The 22,976-nt window shown below is 45.6% G+C and carries 18 protein-coding genes; 7 read left to right on the forward strand and 11 right to left on the reverse strand.

The window, feature by feature from the left end; all coding sequences use genetic code 11:
* The first annotated feature begins 188 nt into the window (after nt 1-188).
* Nucleotides 189-1,358, forward strand: a complete 1,170-nt coding sequence (locus HRI96_RS07150; RefSeq protein WP_210116706.1) for an ATP-binding protein — start codon at nt 189-191, stop codon at nt 1,356-1,358.
* Nucleotides 1,359-1,593: 235 nt separating this feature from the next.
* On the opposite strand, the gene HRI96_RS07155 is transcribed toward HRI96_RS07150, so the two are convergent.
* The 5 genes from HRI96_RS07155 to HRI96_RS07175 are packed head-to-tail and all read right to left on the reverse strand — an operon-like array spanning nt 1,594 to nt 6,443.
* A complete protein-coding gene (locus HRI96_RS07155; RefSeq protein WP_210116707.1) occupies nt 1,594-2,352 on the reverse strand; it encodes an MBL fold metallo-hydrolase in 759 nt (252 codons plus the stop codon).
* Complete coding sequence (locus HRI96_RS07160; RefSeq protein WP_210116708.1) at nt 2,349-3,866, reverse strand: tripartite tricarboxylate transporter permease; 1,518 nt, start codon at nt 3,864-3,866, stop codon at nt 2,349-2,351. Before HRI96_RS07160 ends, HRI96_RS07155 begins: the two co-directional genes overlap by 4 nt.
* 16 nt (nt 3,867-3,882) lie before the next feature.
* The gene (locus HRI96_RS07165; protein WP_210116709.1) at nt 3,883-4,605 is read right to left on the reverse strand and encodes a tripartite tricarboxylate transporter TctB family protein; all 723 of its coding nucleotides are present in this window, start codon (nt 4,603-4,605) and stop codon (nt 3,883-3,885) included.
* 19 nt (nt 4,606-4,624) lie between these two features.
* Nucleotides 4,625-5,602, reverse strand: coding sequence for a Bug family tripartite tricarboxylate transporter substrate binding protein (locus HRI96_RS07170; protein WP_210116710.1), 978 nt, complete (start codon nt 5,600-5,602; stop codon nt 4,625-4,627).
* A gap of 37 nt (nt 5,603-5,639) precedes the next feature.
* Nucleotides 5,640-6,443 carry a hypothetical protein gene (locus tag HRI96_RS07175; RefSeq protein ID WP_210116711.1) on the reverse strand — a complete coding sequence of 268 codons (804 nt, stop codon included), beginning with the start codon at nt 6,441-6,443 and terminating at the stop codon, nt 5,640-5,642.
* 133 nt (nt 6,444-6,576) lie between these two features.
* On the opposite strand from HRI96_RS07175, the gene HRI96_RS07180 reads away from it, so the two are divergent.
* Complete coding sequence (locus tag HRI96_RS07180) at nt 6,577-7,452, forward strand: helix-turn-helix domain-containing protein (protein ID WP_210116712.1); 876 nt, start codon at nt 6,577-6,579, stop codon at nt 7,450-7,452.
* Nucleotides 7,453-7,819: 367 nt separating this feature from the next.
* Here HRI96_RS07180 and HRI96_RS07185 read toward each other — a convergent pair whose 3' ends face one another.
* Nucleotides 7,820-9,022, reverse strand: coding sequence for an integrase catalytic domain-containing protein (locus tag HRI96_RS07185; RefSeq protein WP_210116713.1), 1,203 nt, complete (start codon nt 9,020-9,022; stop codon nt 7,820-7,822).
* A gap of 291 nt (nt 9,023-9,313) precedes the next feature.
* Here HRI96_RS07185 and HRI96_RS07190 point away from each other — a divergent pair, with 291 nt between their 5' ends.
* Nucleotides 9,314-10,096 carry an outer membrane lipoprotein-sorting protein gene (locus tag HRI96_RS07190; RefSeq protein WP_210116714.1) on the forward strand — a complete coding sequence of 261 codons (783 nt, stop codon included), beginning with the start codon at nt 9,314-9,316 and terminating at the stop codon, nt 10,094-10,096.
* A 190-nt stretch (nt 10,097-10,286) separates the two neighbouring features.
* Complete coding sequence (locus tag HRI96_RS07195; RefSeq protein WP_210116715.1) at nt 10,287-11,813, forward strand: hypothetical protein; 1,527 nt, start codon at nt 10,287-10,289, stop codon at nt 11,811-11,813.
* Between the two features lie 83 nt (nt 11,814-11,896).
* Here the strand turns inward: HRI96_RS07195 and HRI96_RS07200 are convergent, their stop codons facing one another.
* The 4 genes from HRI96_RS07200 to HRI96_RS07220 all read right to left on the reverse strand — a co-directional run bounded on the left by HRI96_RS07200 (nt 11,897) and on the right by HRI96_RS07220 (nt 19,456).
* Nucleotides 11,897-14,668: an efflux RND transporter permease subunit gene (locus tag HRI96_RS07200; RefSeq protein ID WP_210116716.1), complete on the reverse strand. Its 2,772-nt coding sequence runs from the start codon at nt 14,666-14,668 to the stop codon at nt 11,897-11,899.
* A 131-nt stretch (nt 14,669-14,799) separates the two neighbouring features.
* Complete coding sequence (locus HRI96_RS07205) at nt 14,800-15,174, reverse strand: ArsR/SmtB family transcription factor (protein WP_210116717.1); 375 nt, start codon at nt 15,172-15,174, stop codon at nt 14,800-14,802.
* A 245-nt stretch (nt 15,175-15,419) separates the two neighbouring features.
* A complete protein-coding gene (gene lon / locus HRI96_RS11760) occupies nt 15,420-18,203 on the reverse strand; it encodes an endopeptidase La (protein ID WP_256729325.1) in 2,784 nt (927 codons plus the stop codon).
* A gap of 395 nt (nt 18,204-18,598) precedes the next feature.
* On the reverse strand, nt 18,599-19,456 hold the full coding sequence (locus HRI96_RS07220; RefSeq protein ID WP_210116718.1) for a phosphatase PAP2 family protein: 858 nt from the start codon (nt 19,454-19,456) through the stop codon (nt 18,599-18,601).
* Nucleotides 19,457-19,872: 416 nt separating this feature from the next.
* Between HRI96_RS07220 and HRI96_RS07225 the strand changes: the two genes are divergently transcribed.
* From HRI96_RS07225 to HRI96_RS07235, 3 genes are all read left to right on the forward strand, one after another.
* Nucleotides 19,873-20,457 carry an LPP20 family lipoprotein gene (locus HRI96_RS07225; protein ID WP_210116719.1) on the forward strand — a complete coding sequence of 195 codons (585 nt, stop codon included), beginning with the start codon at nt 19,873-19,875 and terminating at the stop codon, nt 20,455-20,457.
* Between the two features lie 72 nt (nt 20,458-20,529).
* The gene (locus HRI96_RS07230; protein ID WP_210116720.1) at nt 20,530-21,168 is read left to right on the forward strand and encodes a penicillin-binding protein activator LpoB; all 639 of its coding nucleotides are present in this window, start codon (nt 20,530-20,532) and stop codon (nt 21,166-21,168) included.
* Between the two features lie 15 nt (nt 21,169-21,183).
* Nucleotides 21,184-22,245, forward strand: a complete 1,062-nt coding sequence (locus HRI96_RS07235; protein ID WP_210116721.1) for an LPP20 family lipoprotein — start codon at nt 21,184-21,186, stop codon at nt 22,243-22,245.
* A 99-nt stretch (nt 22,246-22,344) separates the two neighbouring features.
* On the opposite strand, the gene HRI96_RS07240 is transcribed toward HRI96_RS07235, so the two are convergent.
* Nucleotides 22,345-22,917, reverse strand: coding sequence for a nitroreductase family protein (locus HRI96_RS07240; RefSeq protein ID WP_210116722.1), 573 nt, complete (start codon nt 22,915-22,917; stop codon nt 22,345-22,347).
* Between the last annotated feature and the right edge of the window lie 59 nt (nt 22,918-22,976).

Genomic DNA, 22,976 nt, shown 5'->3' on the forward strand with positions numbered 1-22,976 from the left:
TCCCCGTATTCCTGAATAAAATTCATAATTATCCCAAAATGAGGGAACAGATGAATCGCTTCTATTATAATAATGCATTTTTCCGTTATGTGCAATTGTTCGGAACAGGGAATCGGACGCTGTCACATGGATTTGGAATTCGGACAAATTCACTTTTCAAAAGTGAATTTGTCCGGTATACTATCCCCGTGATACAAAGACAGATAAAAGAAACTTTTTTACAAGCACTGCAATTTTATCCGGTAACAACGCTCACCGGACCGCGTCAATCGGGCAAGTCGACTTTTTTAAAAGACGTTTTACCCGATTGGAATTACGTTTCGCTTGAAGACCCCAATATACGCGAATTTTGCCAAACAGACCCCAGAGGTTTTTTGTCTTCGTATCCCGAACATTCAATCATCGACGAAGTACAGCGCGTCCCCGAACTTTTTTCATATTTGCAAACACAGGTGGATACATCGGGAGGATCCGGACAATACGTACTTTCAGGTTCTCAAAATTTTCAGCTGATGAAATCGATTTCGCAATCCCTTGCGGGAAGATGTGCCGTGCTTAAACTAATGCCTTTTTCTCAAAAAGAATTGCAAAGCGCGCACCTGTTAGCTAAAAACGCACATGAATACATATATACGGGCGGTTACCCGCGAATTTATGACAAACATATTCCTCCTGCAAGATATTATGCCGATTATTTTGAAACCTATATTCAACGGGACATCAGAAATTTGGAAAACATAGGAGACCTTTTGCTTTTCACACGATTCATAAAACTTTGCGCGGGAAGAATCGGTCAACTTGTAAACATAAGTTCTCTGGCAAACGATTGCGGAATTTCATCTACAACTGCAACCAGATGGCTTTCTTTGCTTGAAACAAGTTTTATAGTCTACAAATTAAAGCCCGATTTTAGGAATTTTACCAAGCGCCTTACAAAATCACCCAAGATGTATTTTACCGATACGGGATTGGCGTGTTATCTATTAGGATTAAAAAATGCCGAACAGCTTACTTCTCATTACCTTCGCGGGAATCTTTTTGAAAACGCGATTATAAACGCCTTTGTCTATAACGAATATAACGAAGGCAACGAACCGGATTTTTTCTATTGGCGCGATAAGGCGGGACTCGAAATCGATTTGCTCAAAACATGCATTGCGCAAGACGGCAAAGAAAGCGTTCAAGCCTATGAAATAAAATCCGGCGAAACGATGAACCTCGATTATTTTTCAAATATGGAAAAATGGGCACAACTTCCGGGAAACACACACAACATTAAAGCCGTTATCTACGCCGGAAAAGAGCGCTTTAACACAAAATTCGGAAAAGTCATCCCGTGGGATAAGATATTCTTTTAAAGCGGCATTGTTTCAGTACGCCGATTCCGACAGGCGCTGTCCGCCGGACACGTTTTTACGCCGTGCATTGCCTGTGGCATCAATTGTGCGCTGCCTCGCATTCCGCCTTGTCTGTGCTGATACCTGTTTTCGCTCGTGTAGCCCCAGCGATCTTACACCGTAAGGCGTTGCGTGCCGAATATTATAGGTGGCGACAAGGCCATTCTTCTGTGCCGTGCGCTTTGCGAGCGCCTGCCTATATCTCGTACGGGGTAAACAACTCAGGAATAGAGGTATTCGGGAAAACGGAAGTCGCTTCCGCTGCCATATCATTTTGCACCGTCTCCGCCAGGGGCAGATGGCAGAGTATCAGCCGCTTAGCCTGAGCTTTCGCCGCCGTCGCCGCAGCCTGACGGGCGCTTGAGTGACCCGCCTTTTCGAGCGCAGCTTCATCGGATGCGGTGCCGCCCGCTTCGTGAACAAGCAGATCCGCATTGTGCATCTGAATAGGAATTTCTTTCAGCATGCGAGTATCAGCCGAATACGCAAAACGCACTGAGCCGTCCGTCAAAAGGACGCCGCAAGTCTGAATGGAATGATCGACATCGAAGAGCTCTACACGAAGCGTTTCATCTAGGTCGACGGGCTTTCCGTCGTAAACCGTCCACCGTACGGGAATCATATTTTCTTTTTCAAAAAGAGAAAACACGCCGCACAACGCTTTTGCACACTCAAGAGTTGCCGCACTTCCTACAATATGCAACGGCTTTGAGCATTTTAAAATCCAAAGGTTATGAATTAAAGAAGGGAGAGCGTAAAGATGATCGATATGCGCATGCGTTAGAATCACCGCGTCGAGATCCACAGGATCGTATCCCGCCTGCCGAATCAGCTGTGCCGGAGAGCCGCTCGTGTCGATCAGCACAAATGCTTTTCCGCTGTCCACGAGCAAAGACGTATTTCCGGAAATTGCGCTTTGCAGGCATCCCTGCTTGCCTAGAAAAATCAGTTTCATGTCGCCTTTCTCTTACGCGTTATTATGGGAAAAACGATCGAAAAAATAGCCCCGGCGATAAACAGAAGACAGATAGGTTTTGTAAAAAATGTAAAATAGTTTCCGCCTGCAAGTTTTACAGCGCGCCTGAAATTCTCCTCAAACATGCCGCCTAAAATCAGCCCCAACACGATCGGCGCGATCGGAAAATCGTTGCGTTTCAATACGTAGCCGATCAATCCCATGACCAGCGCTATGCCCATATTGTAAATGCCTACCGCCGTAGCCTGACCGGCGATCGCATAGGAGCCGATAAACGACAAAATGAGCACTAACGGCAGCAAGAGCTGTTGGGGAATGTTCAACACTTTCGGATACAGTCGGATGCCTCCCAGCTGAAAGACCGCCATAAAGATATTCGATATAAACAAGGTCACAAAGATTGCGTATACGAGAGCCATGTTTTGCTGGAACAACTGAAAGCCGGGCGTTATTCCCTTTATCATCAAGGCTCCGATAAGCACCGCCGTAGCGGCGTCGCCCGGAATTCCCAACGCAAGGGCGGGAATCAGAGCTCCGCCGGTTACCGCATTGTTCGCGACTTCAGGCGCAAACACGCCTTCAAGGCACCCGCTTCCGACCGGCTCAAGTTTTCCTTTTGAAGCTGCGCAGATATCTTTTGCCGTATTTCTTGCCAAAAAAACGGCGATCGACGCTCCCGTGCCGGGAATCGCTCCGACTACAGTACCGATCCCCGTAGAGCTTAAAATTATTTTCCACATCTGCCCTATCTTTTTTAAAGGCGGAAATATATGATCGATTTTAACTTTTTCGGTTTTCGACGAAGGGCGGTTCATTTTGTGCATTTCAAAAAAAACTTGCGACATTCCGTATAGACCTATGAGCGTGGAAGTCAGATCCAACCCCTTCGCCAACGGGGTTGTAGCCAGATACGAAGAAAACGGAATCCGCAATTGCCCGCTGAAAGGATCGGTTCCTAAAAAAGCGAGCGACATGCCGAACGCGCCCATGAGCAAACCTTTCATGACGTTGTTTGCCGAAACGGAAGCGATAACGACAAGTCCTACCAGAGCGAGCGTGGTCTTTTCCGCAGGTCCGAACGCAAGCGTCAATCGTGCGATAAGGGGCGCAAACAGAACCAGACAGAGCAAGCTGCCCATTCCGCCTATAAGAGACGCTACAACCGCACCTCCCAAAGCCTGGTCCGCTTTGCCTTTTTTCGTCATAAGAATGCCGTCTTCGATGGTAGCTATGGCGTTTGGATTCCCCGGTATGCCGAGCAATATAGCGGGAATTGAAGCTCCGCTGACCGCTCCGCAGTATACGGCAAGCAAAAGCCCGATCCCGGTAGCGCTGGGCAAATGAAAACTGATCGGCATGATCAGCGCTATGCCCATAGTGGCCGTCAGCCCCGGAAGCGCTCCGAGTATGATGCCTAAAATCGACCCGAACGCCATCCACAGCAGTGTAGATATGTTCGCAACCTGATGCAATCCTTGAAGAAAAGTATCCATAAAACAGCCGCCTCCCCTACCAAAAAATAAGTCCTTTGACCAATTCGACAAGGAACAATTGTTTGAAAACAAGATAGATTATTTCGGTGGATGCCGTTGCAATTACAACCGAAATCCACGCATTATGAGCGCTCTTATCGCCGTTTGAAGGCCATTTTTTTCCGCACAGTTTCACGGCGGCGATAATCCAAAGCACTGTAATAATTAAAGTGCAAGAGGCCGTAAAAGCAGGAGAGCCTATCCACAAAGGAACGATTCCCTTTCTTCCGGCCGACAATAAATTGCGGGTTATAAGCCGGCCGATCGTATATAGCAGCAAAACATTGACGAGTGAAGCGGCGCAGCCTGATATTAAAAATTTCCAATCTTTTTTGTCGATGTTTCCCTGCTGATTTGCAAAGCACAGACAAAACAAAAGCAGCACCGTGCACGGAATAAAACCCGCTCTCCGTATGCAAAGTATATATGCTATTGAAAAGGCAAGCGTAAGGACAAACAGACGCTTTTCCGGCTTGGACATCGCCTCCCGATCCTTTTCGGTACGCTTATCGGTTATCAGCAAATACACCGACGCGACAAACATAAAAACCGAAAAGACGAGCGGTAAAACCATACCGCCGGGATCTCCGCCTACCTCGTCGCCGATCATCCTTGAACTGCCGGATGCGATTACATAGATAAAATACAATCCCGATAAGATAACGAAAGCTATCGGAACAGGCTTTTTATCTTTAAACATGCTGTTTGTCCTCATCTATTTATTTCATTTTATATAAGCCGGCTTCTTTCAATATCGGCTCATAATCGGCGATAATGGTCGCATCGTATGCGGCAAAGTCGTCAAGCTTATGAAACGATTGAATAAAACCGTTCGAATTCATAAATTTTTGAAATCCGTCGGAATAAAAAGCCTTTTCAACAGCGTCGGCGAGCCACTTTTTAACCGCTTCCGGAGTACCTTTTTTTACCGTCAAAGACCGGAAAGAGCCGCTCGGGATGGAAAGTCCGGGATAGCCCGCTTCCGAGATTGTCGGCACGTCAGCCAAATCAGGAATGGAACTGTGTTTTTCACCGAGAATCGCCAGCGGACGAAGCGACGCCTTATTCGCTTTGACTTCGGATTGACTGAAAATTCCTACGTCGCAATGCCCGCCCAAAACTGAAGCGATAAGATCGGCTCCTCCCTTAAAAGGCGTTACGTTGAATACTTTATTGAAAGCGAGATTTATGCCCACGCTTGCGACTCCCGTCGCACCTCCCATGCCGGCGTTTCCGAATGTGATTTTTCCAGGATTCGTCTTTGCGGCGGTTTCAAGTTCTTTTAAGCTTTTCCACGGTTTGTCGTTACGGACGGCTATGATAAAAGGATCCCAGTTCAGCGCTGCAATATAATCGAGCGCCTTATAGCCTTCGGTCAACCCCTGCATCGTAGCAGCCGTCGTATGTGTACCGGAGCCCAAAAGCGTATATCCGTCGGCGCTTCCGTTGATCACTTCGTTCGTACCCGTCGCGCTTCCGGCTCCGGGTATATTCGTAACGATAAAATTCTGTCCCGTCACCTTTTTCAAATCTTCCACCAAAGCGCGGAAGATCAAATCCGTACTGCCTCCGGCAGCATGAGGAACAACGATCGTTATCGTCTTTTCAGGATCGGGAAAGGCGCTCTCACTCGAACCAGCTGCAAACAGCGGAACGACGGCAAGCGCCGACAACAACATTAAGGCAATTTTTTTCATATATACCTCCTAAAATTTACAGCCTTATATATGGCGCTTAAGTTACAAAGCGCACGTATGTCCTATCGTCGAAACTGATATTGCCGTTTTCAATTCCTTTTGTAGATACATAACGCTTAAAGCAATAGGGATCTTCATGCAAAATCCGTGCAAGTTCGGCTTCGCTTTGCTCAAGCGTCGGAAGCAATATGGGGTACCCATCGCTCGCTAAAACCACTTCCGATTTTTTTTCCGGCAGACGAATTTTTTTTATTAAAACATCCGGAATTTCATCGCCGTTGATGACGGCATATCCGTAAGGTGTATCGCTGCGATTTGCAAATGCCGTCGCTTTAACGATCCATGGAAGGATCGCCTTTCTAACCTCGTCGTTACAAGTTTTTCCCGAATCCTTTTCCGGCTGCAGATAGAGTATCATACTGCGCAAATCGGCAAGAACGCTGTCGCTTTTTTTTAGATTCGTATACGACACGCCGTCCGCCATCGCCTGACCGTCTCCGATGAGCCATACTTCCCGCTTTAAAACGGAATAGATAACGGCGACCGCCTGTAAACCGTATGCTTTTTTATCGTACGGAAAATCGGTACGTTTATAAAAATCCTCATATGCGGCATTGCAGCTTTTAATGATATCGGCGCATTCGGAATCGGGCGCACTTTTTTCTATGACTTTTCCTATCAACTCCGCTGCAATCCGTCCGGTTTTTTTTTCACCACGGATAAAATCACTTTTTGATGTAACTCCGTCGATTACTGCGATAAAATGTTCCGTGACAGTCAAAACATCTTCACAGTAACCGTCTTTTCTTTTGCCTTTTACTATGGATTCTACTATTTTCATAATGCTATCTTATCGTTTTTATGTATATAGTATGCCCGATCCGGCTATAAAAAAAGAGATTTTTATCTGAAAAACATTGCATTTTGTCCTGTTTAAGTTATAATGATAAACCGAATATGCAGGCGGTGCCGATATGACAAAAAAAATTCCTCCGACTCCTTATTATCACAAAGGCGTGATGAAATCTAAAACATATGAAATTTATTATAACAGCGATTTTTCGCTCGGCCGCATCGGAAAGCATACGCACAGTCATTACGAATTTTATTTTTTAATATCAGGAAGCGTTATGTACACAGTAGACGAAAAAACGTACCCTCTACGCCCGGGCGATATTCTTTTAGTCAAGCCCGAACAGGCGCATGCCGCATTTATAACCGAGAATCAAAAAAATTATGAACGCTATATTCTCTGGCTTAACGCCGATTATCTCAAACAGCTTTCGTCCATAGATACCGATCTGCTTCTCCCCTTCCGCAAAATAAATTTTTCCGGTTCTTATCTGCGCCTGCCCCACGATATGCGCCTGGTATTCGCCAATTTGCTTCAAATGATTTTAATCCAGTTCAATTCGCACGAATACGGCGCCGACCTCTTAGCCGGTTCCTATATCACCGAACTGCTCATCCATATCGCGCGTATCAAATTATATTGGCAGCCTGTCTATTTTGAACGCGATATTGACAACAACCCGATAGTTTTACGCACGTTAAATTATATCGCCGAACACATCCGCGATGACATCGGCATTTCGGATATCACAAACGAATTGTGCATAAGTCGCTCGCGCCTTTCAAAGATTTTTTCTGACTGTATGGGAACGTCCGTCCATCAATACATCATAAAAAAGAAACTCTATCTGGCAAAACAGGAACTAATATCGGGGCGCGTTTCCGTTAAAACTCTGTGTGCGAATTACAACTTCGGAGATTATAGTTCGTTTTATCGGGCATTTAAAACAGAGTTCGGCATGTCGCCGAGAAAGCTCGTACGCGATTTAAAGAAATAATGTGCGCCGACGTCAGGCTTTGCGCACCGAATACTGCAGACGCCGACCGCCGGACACGTTTTTGCGCCGCGCATTGCCTGCCGCAGTCAGCTGTCGCCGCCTCGCGTTCCGCCTTGTTTGTGCCGATTCTTATACCCGTACAGTCCCCGGCTATCTTGCACCAGCCGGTCATACTTCCGTACCGTGCGCCTTGTAAGCGCGCTTTGTCTGCACTCCCGGCGGAGCCCTGCCTTGTTTGTGCCGATACCTGTTTTCGCTCGTGCAGTCCCGCCGCTCTTACGCCGACCGCCTTTCTATTTTGCGTATTTCCTCAAATAAAAATCTAACCCAAATGATTTAGGTTCCTCAAGTAAAAATCTAACCGTAGCTATTTTGACCAAGGGACAGCCATAGAGATAAGCGTACTTTGGAGCTGTTGTGTTTTCTCAAGCAGCAGTTGCAAATCCAAGTTGACCATTCTCCGTCTCAGTTCCTCTTTTTCAGCAGGGCTCAGTTCCTTGCTTTCCATAAGCCTTCGGTAAGGAGTCTTAGCAGTATCATATTTTTTTATAACCTTTGCGTCTATTCGTGCCTTAGCGATAATCTTCATCGAAGGGAAAAAAAAGTTGACGAGCTTGTTATAGTATTCATACAGTTCTGCCATGACTTCTCGTGTTTCTTCTCCTTCAAAGCGGTAATAGCCGACAATTCTTCGTACCACACTGTCATTTTTCTGCTCGACAAAGCAATTGTCATTCTTTTTGTATTCTCTACCTCTGGTAAATACAACCTTATGCTCTTGGCACCATTGCAACAGCTGAGTATTTTTGAACTCACCTCCGTTATCACTGTCGATGCCTTTCATCTTAAACGGTAATTTTTCTTTTACATCATCGACCGCTTCTTTTGTCCAGCGTTGGGCTTTGTTCAAAAGAGCTCTGTTTTCCGTCCATCCTGAATGCACGTCGGTGAGTGTGAGCGTACAAACATACTGACCTTCGCTCCTCATACCGCAATGAGCGACCGTGTCGGCTTCAAAAAAGCCTGGTTTTTTCTCGTCCCAATTGAAATAGGTGCGTATGGGAATAAGCTTATTCAGATTTTTTGCAGGACGTGTGGTCGAAATACCGCGGATTGAATGTTTTGGGATTTCCGGCTTGAGAATCCTTGCGACCGTTGCGCTTGATATGGCGCTTAGTTTAAGCTTGAGTTGTTCATCATAGCCTGCCTTTTGAGCAAAGTAGTCGATGTTGTCGCGGATGAACGGAACAAGGCGTTTTGCACACAGATACATCGATAAAATCCACAGGCGAATAACTTCCTGTTGTACGTCTTGACAGTAGTATTTTTCATAGCGCCGCTTTTTGCGTACTTTCGTAATGACCTGCACGCTCTTTTTTTCAACGTTGTTAAAGTGTGTTATTTTTATGTACGCCGTGTTTTTCAAAATGTGGATGGCATACTTTCGGTTGTAGCCGGTGGTCGCAATGAACTCATCGATGATTTTCGTCTTGTGCTTTTTGCTTGCCGTACAGTAGCGTTTTGCCGTTTCTTCGGTTAATTTCTGTTTCGTTTTCATGTCTAACCCCATTTTGCCCTTCCTTCGGGCTTCTATTGTGACTCAGATTTGGGTTAGATTTTTACGTGATTCACCGCTTTTTTTTCGGTTAGATTTTACGTGAGGCAATGCGTTTTGTTGACACGCCGATAAAAGTTTAATATACTTCAATCGGTTTAAGTAATTAAACCGATTGAAAACGCTCTGCGGCGGCGGCCTTGCGAATAGGCTAAAATTATTTCGGTTTCCACCGGTAAATTTTGCTGAAGACAATGGCCGCAACTTGCAAGCGTTCAATACTATATTTATGTTGAGAGGTTTGTCATGAAATTAAAGAAAATATTTACCGCCATAGGAATGGCCGCCGCGCTGTGTTCATACGCGGCCGCTGCCGACGCAACGGACATAATGAGGCAAGTGTACGATCGCAAAAAACCTAATTTTACAAAAGCCGCGCTTCAGATGACATTGACCGATAAAAACGGTACTAAAGAAACCAGAAACGTAGGAGAATACGGCCGCTGCCGCGACAACTTGATGGACATGGTCATGATCTTTTTTTCTCCCGCAGCCGTAAAGGACACCCGGTTTTTGCAAAAAGAAAACAAAAATGCGGATGACGACAAGTGGATTTATCTTCCCGCTCTGCGCTCTACGCGCCGCGTCGCTTCTTCCGAAGGGGACAAGTCGTTTGTAGGAACGGACTTTACCTATGACGATATGAGTACGCGCGAAGTTGAAGAAGACACTCACGAGCTTTTAAAAGAAAGCGAAACGAAAAACGGGTTTGACTGTTATGTGGTAAAATCCGTTCCGCTGGATAAAAACAACCAGTACTTATACAGAATCTCATGGGTTGACAAGAAAACCATGATTCCCGTCTACATTGAAATGTATGACAAAAAGGAAAAGCTCCAAAAAATAAACACGATCAAATCTATAGAAGAGCGAACCGGAGACAAAACCTATAATATCCCCATGGAAATGCAGATGGACAACGTTCAAACGGGACATTCCACGACGCTTAAAATTTTGAACATCGAAGTCGATAAACCTCTTGTCGAAGGATATTTTTCACCGAATTTCTTAAATACGGGCCGCCTGTAATTTTTACCGACGTGCTTACGGCAAAAGACGATAATCGCAGGCGGAGGTTCAGACCGCCGCTCGGGGCGCTTAATCAGACCGTTGCCTGAAGTTCTTACGGCAAAAAGGCTTAACCTGCGGCCATGGTTAAGGCCGTCACAGGGGTATTTAATCAGACCGATGTCGGCGGCGTTTATAAGGGGATGACAACATGAAAACTATACACAAAGTGTTTCTTTTTTTATTTATCGTATCGGGATGCAAAATAATATTTGCGGACGACGGCTTTGATTTCAGCGGAGCTTTATCCGACAGATCTTCCGGCGCCGCGGAAACTCAGGATGCGGGCGGCTTCGACTTTTCATCAAATCCGCAGGATTATGTTGCGCAAGCCCTGCCGGCGGTAACGCTGGGCGGAAAAGTAAAGTTCGACACCCGCGCATATTTGGACGATCCGGAAAACAAGGGCAACAAAGGATCTGAAAGATTTCCGCTAAAATCCGTCCCCGACGTAACGATCAATATCGATCACAGCGGAGAAACGGCGGACGCAGAAATAAAGCTTAATTTCAGCAAAGATTCTATAAAAACCTATTATGAAGACGTGATTGAAGAAGCGGTCGCCCGGGTCTACCTTGGAAATTTTATTCTCGAAGGCGGAAAAGAAAAGCTCGTATGGGGCAAGGGCGACAAACTTCACGTATTGGATAATTTTCTCGCTTCCGACTATACGGATTTTATTTATCCGGATTATATCGACAGGCGTCTGGCGGTTCCTATGTTCCGCGCAATCTACAATGCGCCGTCGGGCATGTTCAGAGCTGAAGCCGTATATGCTCCCGTAACGGTAGCGGATCGTTTTTCAGACGACGGACTTTGGGTTCCGGCTGCAAAAAAAGAACTTTCGACGGCAGTGGCTTCTACGGCCGCAGCAACATTAGTACCTCTAGGGGGCTCCATTACACACACCTTCCTAAAGCAGACGGCCGCCGCAAATAAACTTTCGTCCGACAACCTTATGCCAGACCTTTACAACTTAAAATACAGCCAGTACGGCGTAAGAGTCACGGGGCTTTTGGGATCTTTAGATTGGGGACTTTCGTATTATTACGGACGCTACAAGCGCCCCAGCGTGGATTCTTTAAAACTCGTCTCATATGTTAGAGATTATATAACCAACGGCGGGACTTCCGATCTTGAAACAGGAATCGACTACGACAGGCTCCAGGTTTTCGGCATAGAAGGCGCAAAAGTATTCGGAAAACTCAATACGCGCTTTGAACTTGCATACAATCTTACCGACGACGTAGCCGGCGATAACAGCGCAGTGCATAACAACAGCGTCGCATGGGTAGCGGGCTTTGACATGGATCTTCCGATACATAATTTGAACGTAAACGTTCAGGAAACGGGCGCTTTTATCCTGCACGGAGAGAGCATAAAAAACAACGGTAATTACGACGTTGACAGAGACAGCGAGGACTGCTATTCGAATAATAAACTTTCCGTCAACATAAGCGATAATTTTTTGCACGAAAACCTAAAAACGGAAATTCTCGTCGTATGGGGAATCGAACGCGGCGATCTGAGCGTCCGTCCTCAGATATCTTATACCGTAAGAACAGGCATAGATCTGATCGCTTCTGGCATGTACATATACTGCAGGGATAAAGACAGCGAATTCTACGCATGGAAAGACAACAGTTTCGTGCAGGCGGGCATAAAATACACGTTCTAGTTTTTATCGGTGCAGGCTCCAAGGCCTGCACTGTTATCGCACGGTTCGATCGCAGGTACATGTGCGCGCGCTCGGCCGTTTACCTATTCGTCTTTCGCTTTCGAATGCATGAATTTAGGATCAAGCAGATTAAGGAATCCTGGAATTATCGTAAGAGCCAAAGTCGAACTTGAAAACATAACGATCGTTACCAATATTCCCACATAGCGAAGGATTATAAAATTCGACAGGATGAGAACGGCAAATCCCAAGCCTACGGCGAGCGCGTTCGTCATTATCCCCTGCCCTGAAATGCGGAACGTATTTCTCGTAACCTCTTCAAGATTGTCGGTCTTTGCGCGTTCGGCGCGATAAGTTTCCATAAAATGAATGGTGTAATCTATGCCTATTCCGATCGCTACCGAAGCGATAATGCTTGTCAAAAGATCAAGGTGAATATCCGCAAAGCCCATAACCATAAAATTCAGTAAAATGGTAAAAACAAGCGGTATGGCGCCTATAAACCCGGCCATAGGCGATTTAAATGAAACGCTCAGGATTATGAACACTAAAATGATCGAAAATATAATGCTCGTCATCTGGCTGTTTATGACCATCTTCGCCATATTGTACTGCATTTCGGCATTGCCGGTTGCCTCTATGGTATATCCCTCGGGAAAATACTTTGCCGCATAAGATTTTGCGCCTTCGATTATCTTTTTTGTTTCCTGAGTGCTCTGCTCCCTTATCTGAACCTGTATCCGTATAACTTTAGGAGAAAGCTGATCGTCCGCAAAATTGTCAAGCGAGCCGCTGTACAATAAAAGATACTGCGAAACAAGATCCGCAAGCTGTTCCCGTCGCTCTACGGGGTAACGCTTTTCATCGTACGGAATTTCATAATAGTCCGTTCCGTTATAATTAAGAGCCTGCTCTATCTTTCTTACCAAGTCCGCTACGCTCGCCTTGTCCCCGCCGGCTTCTGCACACGCTTTTTGAATGATGTCAAAAAATTCCCTTGCGGTCAGCTGAGCGTCCAATCGTTTGGCATATTCCGGATTCGGATCTACAAAACTTGAAGCTGCACCGCCTGCAGAAGAATTATCAACGCTTTTTTCAGGACTGCCTGCACCCGTGCCGGCGGAAGAGCCTGCATTCGAATTGGCGGAAGAATCCGTTCCGGCGGCATTCCCGTCGCCGAAGTCAAAGCCGAAATCTGCGCCGTCGTAAGATAAATTTTCCGCTACTGAAGCTTTTGCCGCGCCGTCTTCTACAGGGAATTCCTGAACGAACGGAACGTGCATTACCTGATTCATTCTTTTTATAAAGGTCGTAAAAGAAACGATTTTTCCGATTTCAGGCATGGTCTTTAAAAGATGATTTTGCATGTTATCTACGGCTTTAAGAATTTCAGGTTTGGTCATGTCACCTTTTTCCCGGCCGCTGACAACAAAAAACAGAGTGTTCGATCCCGTAAGGTTTTTGTCCACAAAATCTATATTCTTTCTGAATTGCACTTCTTTAGGAAAATAGTTTATCATCGCCGTATCGATTACCATCTTGTGGATTCCCACTCCGGAAGCGATGAGTATTAACAGGATCAGCAAAGTTACGCGCGGCCTGGTTCCGGCAAAAAACTTATAAAAACTGAACATTGTGCTGTCGCCAGACGCATGACTCATGCGGTTCTTATATTTTACGGATTTTTCCGCAATATTTTTCATGTGTCCGGAACGCTTGCTTACGTGCTTCAGCGGAGTAATGTAAAGCATTGCAGGAATCAGCGTTACCGAAAGCAATAAGGCAAAACCTACTCCGAGCGCCGTAAACACGGCAAAGGATTGCAGAGGAATAAGAGGGCTCGTAACCAAAGATATAAAACCCGCTATCGTAGTTATGCCGGCAAGAAAAATCGGCATGCGAACGCTCTTCAATCCCGATATGATGGCGTTTAAATGTTTTTCTTTTGTAATTTCGCCGCTCACGGCTGAAATTTCTTCGTAATAATGGCTTATGACATGAATCCCGTAGGCGGAACCGCACGCAATGAGGGCAATGGGAATAACGCTTGCTATGAGCGTAAAAGTCACGCCGAATATCGCCATAAGTCCGCACGCCCAAACGGTGCTCATTAAAACCGTAAGGAGCGGCAGCATAGTACCGGCGAAAGACCGGAAAGAAAAATACAGGGTTAAGATTACCACAAGTATGACGAGCGGGATAAGGCGCGTAAGGTCTACCATCATCAATTTGCGTATTTCATCGCTTTGGACAGGTTCTCCGTAGTATCTCACCGTAAGATCGGTTCCCTTTACCTGCTCGCTCACGATAGCTTTTATCTGTGACAGCATAGCGATCTGCTGTGAAGAATTAGCGTCGGGATCCGCTTTTATTATGATCTGAGTGATCTTTCCGTCATTGGACAAAATTACGTTCTGATACATGTCCTGCCAATCCGCTATGCTCTGCTTTATCCGGGCAATCTGTGCGTCCGTTACGGGATCGTCTTTTCCGACAAGTTTTTCGGTTACAAGGGCTCCGTCTTCGCCGTATATGAAGTCCACATTGGTCAATGAATCTATGTCCGTAACATAGTCGACCAGCGAACATTTTTCCGTAATGTTGCGTATGATTTGAATGTTTTGCGGCGTGATCACGGAAGGATCGTTTTCAGCTTCGATCGAAATTCCTATAAGCAGCATGCTCCCGAACTGTTCTTCGGTGTTGAGCATCCGTGTATAAGATTCGCCTTTTTGAGGCATAAACATGCGTATGGTGTTTTGAATCTCAATGCCCCGAAGCCGTAAGGCAAAAAAAACCGTGACGGCGACGGATAAAATTATTATCAGATACGAGTTTTTTAAAAGTTTCCGCATAATACTATCCTTAAAAATGAGAAAATACGCTTTTAAAAAAGCGCTTTAAGCGTTCATTTTTTTGAACGTATGTAAAGAATATAACAAAAATATTCATAAAGATCAATAAATTCCGCCGGGACTTAAAGGCGTTATTTATCGGAACCCAAGATTTCCTTTATTTCATCGGAAGAAGCGATCTCTTCCAAATCCGTATCTTGAATTCCCTGTGACAGTATTGAAAGGTTTTTTTTTAATTTTGAAAACTTATCCTTACAGGAAACATAATAGTATATTTTCGTTCCGGATTTTCTAAAATCGATAAGACCGCAGGTTTTTAGAATTTTTAAATGATGAGAAACGGCCGGGCGCGACAGATGTGACAAAGCCTTAACGGCATTTACATGTATACCGGTTTCACCCGCCTGCAGTATCCTCAAAAAAAGTTTAAAACGCTCGTCATCGGAAAAAGCCGTAAAAACAGGAATCTCTTCGCGGAACGCATTATAAATTTTTTCTATATCCATGACGGGGCGCATTTTAGTAATATAGATGTATAACGGAATTTTGTCAAACCGAGCCGCTTTAAACGCGCACTTTAAATGCGCGGCTCGGCGTCAGTTCCCGCGGCCGGGCACACAAAGGCCGCAGCTTTTTGTCGGGCGCGGCAGATTTCCTCAGTCACCGGGGTGCCGGACGCCGGGGCAAACACTCGGGCCATGCGCCGGGCGCCGAGACTTTTGCCGGCCGACACGGATTTGCGTCCCGCCTTTTACTTTCCGTCAGCTTTTTTTGCCCTGCTTTTCTCCGGCGGGAAAACGAGATCCATAACTTCTTCAACCCTAGTTACCGGAAGAAATTTTATTCCGGATTTTACGTGCACAGGAATTTCATCCAAATCGCGCACGTTTCCCTTGGGAATTATTATCGTCTTTATTCCGTTCCGGCGGGCGGCTACGGTTTTTTCACGCAATCCTCCGATAGGCAAAACTTGGCCGGTCAGCGACAGTTCGCCAGTCATGGCAAGATTCGACTTTATAACCCTGCCCGTCAAAAGCGACATGAATGTGGTAGCCATGGTAATGCCCGCGCTCGGACCGTCTTTGGGCGTAGCGCCTTCGGGAATATGCAGGTGAATTACGTTTTTTTCAAACCAGTCGGATTCCTTTATCTTTTGCTCGAGAATGCTTCTTTTTACCCAGTTAAGAGCTATTTCCGCAGACTCTTTCATCACGTCGCCCATCTGTCCGGTAAGTTCGACGCTTCCCTTTCCGGGGAATGCGATGGATTCTATCAAAAGAGTGTCGCCGCCCATGCTTGTCCACGCAAGACCTATTGCGGTGCCGGGAACTACGGCCTTTTTCACTTCGCTCTCGTCAAAAACGGGCTTTCCCAAATACTTGTTTAAGTCGGCGCTGTCAATCGTGTATGTCTTTTCCTTGTCGATAAAGGAAAGCGCGTCGGGAATTTCATTCACAGGAGCGTCAGAGTTGTGCCCTAAAGCATCTTTCGCAACGGGCTCGCGTGCGGCAGTACCCGTCGCGGCATTTTCGGTTTTGCCCGACGCATCTTTTTCATCTGCGGCTTCAGCGGAATCTGCGGCCATGGCGCCGGTGGAGGCGGCAGTGGAGTTTATAGCGGTGGCGTCGGAAGCGTCCGCGGTAAAATTTTCAGCGTCTGCGGCATTTGCACCGGCGGTATCTACACCTGCAGTGCCGGCGGAATCTGCGACACCGGCGGAGGCGACATTTGCGTCGATGGCACCGGCGGCGTCCGTCCGAGCTTTTTCAGACTGACTTTTTACTTTGCCATTTTTGTTCTTACCGGAAGCCTTTGCTTGCGCTTGAGCTTCTTTTCGCGCTTTTTCAGCCTTTTCTTCCGCAGCGTTAAGAAGTTCGGTAACTATTTTACGGTCAATTTTATCCAAACATTTTTCAAAATTACGAACGCCCGCCTCGCGTGCGTATTCTTCGGCTATCGTTACAAGGGCGTTTTTCGTATAAACGACCTGATTTTTTGACAAACCGTTTTTAGCGAGATTTTTCGGGATCAAATATTTTTTTGCAATTTCAATCTTTTCCTGGTCTATATAACCGGGCAGTTGAATAATTTCGGCGCGGTCAAGCAATGGAGCTGGAACCGTGTCAAGCGTATTTGCAGTCAAAATAAAAAACACATCCGAAATATCGAACGGCAGATCCAAATAATTGTCGCGGAATGAAACGTTCTGTTCAGGATCCAGAACTTCAAGCAATGCGCTTGCAGGGTCTCCCTGAAAGCTTGATCCCATCTTATCGATTTCGTCAATCATAAATACGGGAGCCTTTGTTTTCGATATCTTCATTCCCTGAAGAATTTTTCCGGGCATTGCGCCTATATAAGTTCTGCGGTGCCCTTTTATCTCCGCTTCGTCCCGCATTCCTCCTACGGAAAACCTGTAAAACGGTTTATTCATAGCATGCGCAATGGAATGGCCGATGCTTGTCTTTCCTACGCCGGGCGGTCCGACTAAGAGAAGTATCGAGCCCTTATTGTCTTTTTTAAGTTTGCGCACTGAAAGATATTCCATAATGCGTTTTTTTACGTCCTCAAGGCCGTAATGATCCTTTTCAAGAATTTTCTTTGCTTCGTTCAAACTATAAGATTCGTGATTTGTGCTCTGCCAGGGAAGCGCACAGACCAATTCAAGATAGTTGCGCGTTCCTATAAATTCCGCGGAATTCGGATCCATAAGATGGAATTTTTCAAGTTCGTCTTCCACGGCTTCTTTTATTTCACCTTCAAAGTTAAATTTTGCGATTTTATCTTTGAATTTCTGGTAATCGGTTCCGTTGCCGTCCGCATCCGTTCCCAGTTCTTCCTGAATGGAACGCAGCTCTTCTCTTAAAAAATATTCCCGCTGATTTTTTTCAACCCTTTCATTCAACTCGTTTTGAATTTTTTTCTGAATCCTGAGCAGCTCCTGTTCTTTTTTGATATACACTAATACCTGCTCCATCCTGCGGCGCACGTTCAAAAGTTCAAGAACTTTTTGCTGTTCGGTTTTATCTATGTTCAAAATAGAAGCTATAAAATCGGCGATTTTTCCGGGATGATCGATGTTGACCATGTTAAGGCGCATTTCTTCCGAAAAAAGCGGATTGTTTTCGGACACTTCTTTCATTTCACTGATAAGAGCCCGCGTCAAAGCTTTTACTTCAAAAGTGTCGTCTTCTTCATCGTTGAGATAATCTACGGCCGCAATTATGGGCGACGAAGATTTCAGCGCTTTGCGGATTTTAAAACGCTTTACCGTAGAAATAAAAACATTCAAGCCGCCGTCGGGCAAATTTATCTTTTTAATTATCCTTGCCGCAGTTCCGACTTCATACAGATCCGTGATCGAAGGGGTATTATTGTCGTTTTTGAGCATGACGATACCGATAAAACCATTGGAATTATAGGACTCTTCTATAATTTTTGCGTCTTCGGCGGAATTAATCATAAGAGGAGTGAATATTCCGGGAAAAATCGGGCGCCCCTGCAGAGGAATTAAAAAAAGCTTATTGGGAAGCATCTGCTCGACGGATACTATCGAATTTCCGTCGCTTGAAGGCGGAGATTCTTTGCCGGTAGGATCCGAAGGCGAAGCGGCTGCCGTAAATTCCTGATTCGGGGGAAGGTTATCGGTTTTAACGTCAGTCTGCAGCGAAGACGCAGTTCCCGTTTCCAATCCGGCACTTGGAGAGCCGGCGGCATTTCCAGTTTCCGCAGAAGTTTCGTCTTCAAAGTATTTTTTTATCGCATCGTTTGAATTTTCAGCGCCGTCAAGCATCGCCATCTCGTCAAGCGAAAGCAGATTATCGTCATCGATAAATTCATTTTCCGTGTATTTTTTATTCATATCAATAATATATATACAAAAAACACAAATGACAAATAAAATGCTCAAGACCGCTTTGGCTGCAAATTCTAAAAATGCACGGAAAGCATTATACCCGACGGAATAAGGGCCAATTGAACGGTTTCCCCTGTCTTTGACCTCGCCCCCAAGAAGCGATTAGTGTGTAAAAAAGGAACCAGAAAACCTATCGCGCTTCCAAAAGCGGCTCCGCTTAAAGTATCCGAAACAAAGTGGCACCCTGCAAGAACGCGGCTCGCCGCCGTAACTGCGGCAATGCCGAAAGCGCCGCCCGTCACAGCCCATTTCCACGGAGAATCCGGATAATACTGACTGAAAACATAACTTGAAAAGGAAGCGATCGCAAAACCGTTCATGGAATGTCCGCTGGGCCACGAAGCGGAAGCGTCGCTGTCCGACGGAGGATCTTCAAAATACGTATACGGGCGCATTCTTGAGGCCGATTTTTTTAATATGCGCTTTGTTCCGTCAGTTATAAGGACTGTTTCGGCCGCCATAACCAAAACGGGAAACCACTCTTGTCTTTCAGCCGTAAACGTGAGCACCAATTGACCTGCGGCAAGAGCTCCAAACAAAACGTCTCCGGAAACGTCGAGAGCCCTGTCGTACTTGTGCATAAACTTTGCGTCAAAAGAATTTACGCCGTCCTTGGAATTTCTTACGCCGTCCCACTCGGGATTATTCATCAAAAGACTTACGGCCTCGAGCGCAAGGCCTGAGCAAACGGCAACGGAGTCCCCTTTTGGCGAAAGTGAAAAAACGGCTTCTTTCGCAAAGGTAAAGACTTCTGAAACCAAAAGCAAGGCGCAGATAAATAAAAACCTGATCTTTTTAAGGGCAAGGCAAAAAGCGGAATCTGCAAAATTATTATGAACGCAAATACAAATATCAATATCGCCTAAGGTCATATCACTATTTATAAACGAATGTTTAATTTCGACCGCTGAAATATCGCGGCCTCATTAAACGACGAGTTTGCTGCGCAAACATCGCTAATTAACATATCGCCGCTCGAAACTTCGCGCTTACGCGCTCGTTGCGGGGATCGCGCATCAATGCAACAGTTTTCGAGAATTGATATTCTCTCAACTGTTGCATTTTATAGGAAGATATTTAAAAAGTCAAAGTTTTGCGACACCATAGAGCACTGACGCGACGTTTTCAAAATCGATATTTTACGCAATTATTTGTAACCTACAGAGCGTAACTGACTTTAAAAATATATTATGATATACTGCAACCGTACTGTACTAGGCAATAAAAGCAATAAAATATCCGCGCATATCAGATACCGATGCCGGGATATTGTAATTTCGGAGGAATTATGAAAAAACAAGCTGTTATCGTTGCGTTCAGCGCAATAGCCGCAATTCTGATGAGCTGCGGTTCTACAAAAGAAGCCGCTAAAGCAAAAGAAGAACCTACGGCGGCATCCCAGGTAAAAAAAGTAGTCGGCGCAGAAGGCGTAGAGCGTCCGTCCTGGGTTATGGAAGGCAAACAGTCGCTTGACGGAATTTATGCGGTAGGTTCCGCAAAAATGAGCAATATGCAAAATTCCCTAAAAGCGGCGCGCGTCAACGGACGGGCGGAACTTGCAAACACCGTTCAAGTATCACTTAAAGGCGCAACCACGACTTATGCGGAAGACACGGGAATCCCCGAAGACGCTCTCAATTACATGGAAGAAGCCATCGTCGCAAGAACAGACGCATTGCTTCAAGGTTCTACACAGGCAGACTACTGGGTAGGCCAAGACAACACCGTTTACGTTTTAATGTTTTTGCCATATGAAGCCGTGCTGCCCACAGTAAACGACATAGTAAAAGATTACGCCGCAAATCAAAAATCGGAAATCACAATAGAAAAAGTTTCGGATGCGGTAAAAAAATACAAGCTGCTCGGCAACTGATTCCGCCGCCGGCTTAATCTGATTATGCCGGCATAACAAATTAACAAGGAATCATACCAGGGAGTCATATTTATGGGAAAGAATAAACAAAAGCTATCTCTAAAAAAACTTTTTATAAAGTTTTTCCTATTACTTTCAGTGTTTTATATCTTTGCAGGATGCTCGTCGACAAAGGTTACAAGGGTTTCGTCCGACACTCAGCTAGATTTAAGCGGATATTGGAACGATACCGACGTAAGAATAGTTGCAGAGGCGATAATATCCGAATGTTTGGGATCGCAGCGAATAAAAAATTTTTCATCGTCGCATAAGGGGCGGCTTCCGGTCGTGATTCTCGGTTCGTTCAGAAACCAAAGCGATGAACATATTGACACGTCCATCCTTACCGCAAAGCTTGAAACGGCTCTCGTAAACAGCGGCCTCGTCGACTTTGTCGCAAGTTCCTCTCAACGCAAAGAACTTGATGCGGAGCTTGAATACCAGCAGACGCACGCAAGCGAGGAAAGCGCAAAAAATCTTGCGAACGCTACGGGCGCGGATTTTATGATGCAGGGTTCGGTAAAAACGATCGTCGATTCTAATGCAAAAACGCTTACGAGAACTTACTACGTTTCCACGGAACTCATAGACATTGAATCGCACCGCAAGATCTGGATAAACGAAAACGACAGCATCAAAAAAGTCATCGGAAAATCGTCCGTGCGAAAGTAAAAGTCGGGGAAAGGTATGAGATACGCAAGGGTCGCATGCGCTATATTACTTTGCTTATCGGCAGCCGCATATGCCGGAGGAGCAAAGAAAAAATCCGCCGATAGCGGTCAAAAACAACCGGAATGGCTGAATAATCCCGAGACGCTGTTTCCGTCGGACGCATATATTACAGGAATAGGCAGCGCGAAATCGAGGGGCGACGCGGAAAATGATGCGGCAGCCGCAATAGGCAGAGTGCTCAACCAGAATATCGAAGCCGAAGAAAATACGCAGATGTCGTTTTCAAATGCAAGCGAAGGAGTGTCCTCATATCTTTCACGGATAAAAACGTCGACTTCATTAAATGATCTTGCGGGTATTTCCGTTAAGAGATCGTACTCCGCTCCCGACGGCACGGAATACGCGTTGGCGGTTTTAAACAGAAACGAAAGCGGACAATATTACCGCAGCAAAATAGAAGAAAACAATGCCGCCGTAAAAGAACTGCTTTTACTTGCCGAAAAAACGGAAGGCACTTTCGAAAGCTGCGCTTACGCCGTAAACGCATACGAGCTTGCGAAAACAAACGACTATTATTTTTCACTCCTCGCGATCATTAAGCCCGTGTATAAAAAGACCGTTTCCGTAGATTACGGCTCGACAAATGCCGTCGCCCAAAGGACGGCGGAACTCTTGTCCAAAATAAACGTTAGTATTTCCGTAGACGGAGATACCGACGGCAGAGTTGCTGCAGCCTTTGCATCGGCGCTTTCGTCGTTCGGAATAAAAGCCCTTGCGAAACAAGCGGATAAAAAGGTTTCAGATACGACGAATGTCCTTTATGAACTTACCGCAAGCGTCTCTTATGAAAACATACAGATGCCGGATTCCAAATATGCCTTTGTCCGTTATAACGTAACTTCTACGACGACGGACACGTCAAGCGGAAAAAATATATTTCCGTGGACAAAGAACGCTCGCGTAGGAAAACTGACAGAACAGGACGCCCTTAACGCAGCGACAAGAGCGCTTGAAACGGCAATAATAAACGAGTATCCTCAAGAATTTGCCTCCGCCGTTTTTGCAAAGGCAAAGTAACGCCGCTGCAAATTGAACGGCGCACTTTAAGAAAAATTTTCCGCTGGACAGAAAATTTCCTTCGGATAAAAACCTTGGGGCGTTTTGCCGAATAAAAACTTATTTTACTATTATATCGTCCAAATTCCTTTTGGGAACATAGTGGATTTGTTTTTCGTCGCGAAAGTATTTAGCACTTCCGCCTTCGTCAAGCGGTACAATCTTTACAGTTTCTTTAGGTTTGCCTAAGGCAAGCACCAGTTCGATTTCGTATTTTTCTTTATCAAGGCCGAATAATTCAAAAACCTTTTCGCGGTCGATCGCGCCGAGCATACAGCCGCCCAGTCCCCGCTCCGAAGCGGCGAGCATAATCGATTGCGCAGCAATGCCGACGTCCGTTTGCCTATTCTTTGCAATCTGTAAATCGTCAAGAATAATTATATAAGCGGACGGTCTTTCACCTTCCGCCGGCCCGCCCCACTCAGGCAACGCCATAGCCCAATGCAGACATGAAAATAATTTTTTATTCTCTTCGGCATCATTTACTAAGCGGTATTTTAAAGGCTGCTGATTTGCGGCCGACGGACAAAGGCGGGCAACGTCGATCAAAGAGACGAGAGTATCTTCAGAAATTTTTTCATTTTCATAAAAGCGACGATAAGAGCGGCTTTGCAATACAAGATCTTTTATCATATCCTTCCTAGTAAGCGACGTTTGCGCAGCAAACTCGTCGTTTAAGTACCGCCGTGGAT

It is taken from the genome of Treponema parvum, assembly GCF_017893945.1.
Taxonomy (GTDB): Bacteria; Spirochaetota; Spirochaetia; order Treponematales; family Treponemataceae; genus Treponema_D; species Treponema_D parvum_A.

Coding starts and splice junctions, on each gene's coding strand:
- HRI96_RS07155 (WP_210116707.1), bottom strand. CDS start 2,352: ATGAAACTGATTTTTCTAGGCAAGCAGGGATGCCTGCAAAGCGCAATT.
- HRI96_RS07160 (WP_210116708.1), bottom strand. CDS start 3,866: ATGGATACTTTTCTTCAAGGATTGCATCAGGTTGCGAACATATCTACA.
- HRI96_RS07165 (WP_210116709.1), bottom strand. CDS start 4,605: ATGTTTAAAGATAAAAAGCCTGTTCCGATAGCTTTCGTTATCTTATCG.
- HRI96_RS07170 (WP_210116710.1), bottom strand. CDS start 5,602: ATGAAAAAAATTGCCTTAATGTTGTTGTCGGCGCTTGCCGTCGTTCCG.
- HRI96_RS07175 (WP_210116711.1), bottom strand. CDS start 6,443: ATGAAAATAGTAGAATCCATAGTAAAAGGCAAAAGAAAAGACGGTTAC.
- HRI96_RS07180 (WP_210116712.1), top strand. CDS start 6,577: ATGACAAAAAAAATTCCTCCGACTCCTTATTATCACAAAGGCGTGATG.
- HRI96_RS07185 (WP_210116713.1), bottom strand. CDS start 9,022: ATGGGGTTAGACATGAAAACGAAACAGAAATTAACCGAAGAAACGGCA.
- HRI96_RS07190 (WP_210116714.1), top strand. CDS start 9,314: ATGAAATTAAAGAAAATATTTACCGCCATAGGAATGGCCGCCGCGCTG.
- HRI96_RS07195 (WP_210116715.1), top strand. CDS start 10,287: ATGAAAACTATACACAAAGTGTTTCTTTTTTTATTTATCGTATCGGGA.
- HRI96_RS07200 (WP_210116716.1), bottom strand. CDS start 14,668: ATGCGGAAACTTTTAAAAAACTCGTATCTGATAATAATTTTATCCGTC.
- HRI96_RS07205 (WP_210116717.1), bottom strand. CDS start 15,174: ATGGATATAGAAAAAATTTATAATGCGTTCCGCGAAGAGATTCCTGTT.
- lon (WP_256729325.1), bottom strand. CDS start 18,203: ATGCTTCCCAATAAGCTTTTTTTAATTCCTCTGCAGGGGCGCCCGATT.
- HRI96_RS07220 (WP_210116718.1), bottom strand. CDS start 19,456: ATGACCTTAGGCGATATTGATATTTGTATTTGCGTTCATAATAATTTT.
- HRI96_RS07225 (WP_210116719.1), top strand. CDS start 19,873: ATGAAAAAACAAGCTGTTATCGTTGCGTTCAGCGCAATAGCCGCAATT.
- HRI96_RS07230 (WP_210116720.1), top strand. CDS start 20,530: ATGGGAAAGAATAAACAAAAGCTATCTCTAAAAAAACTTTTTATAAAG.
- HRI96_RS07235 (WP_210116721.1), top strand. CDS start 21,184: ATGAGATACGCAAGGGTCGCATGCGCTATATTACTTTGCTTATCGGCA.
- HRI96_RS07240 (WP_210116722.1), bottom strand. CDS start 22,917: ATGATAAAAGATCTTGTATTGCAAAGCCGCTCTTATCGTCGCTTTTAT.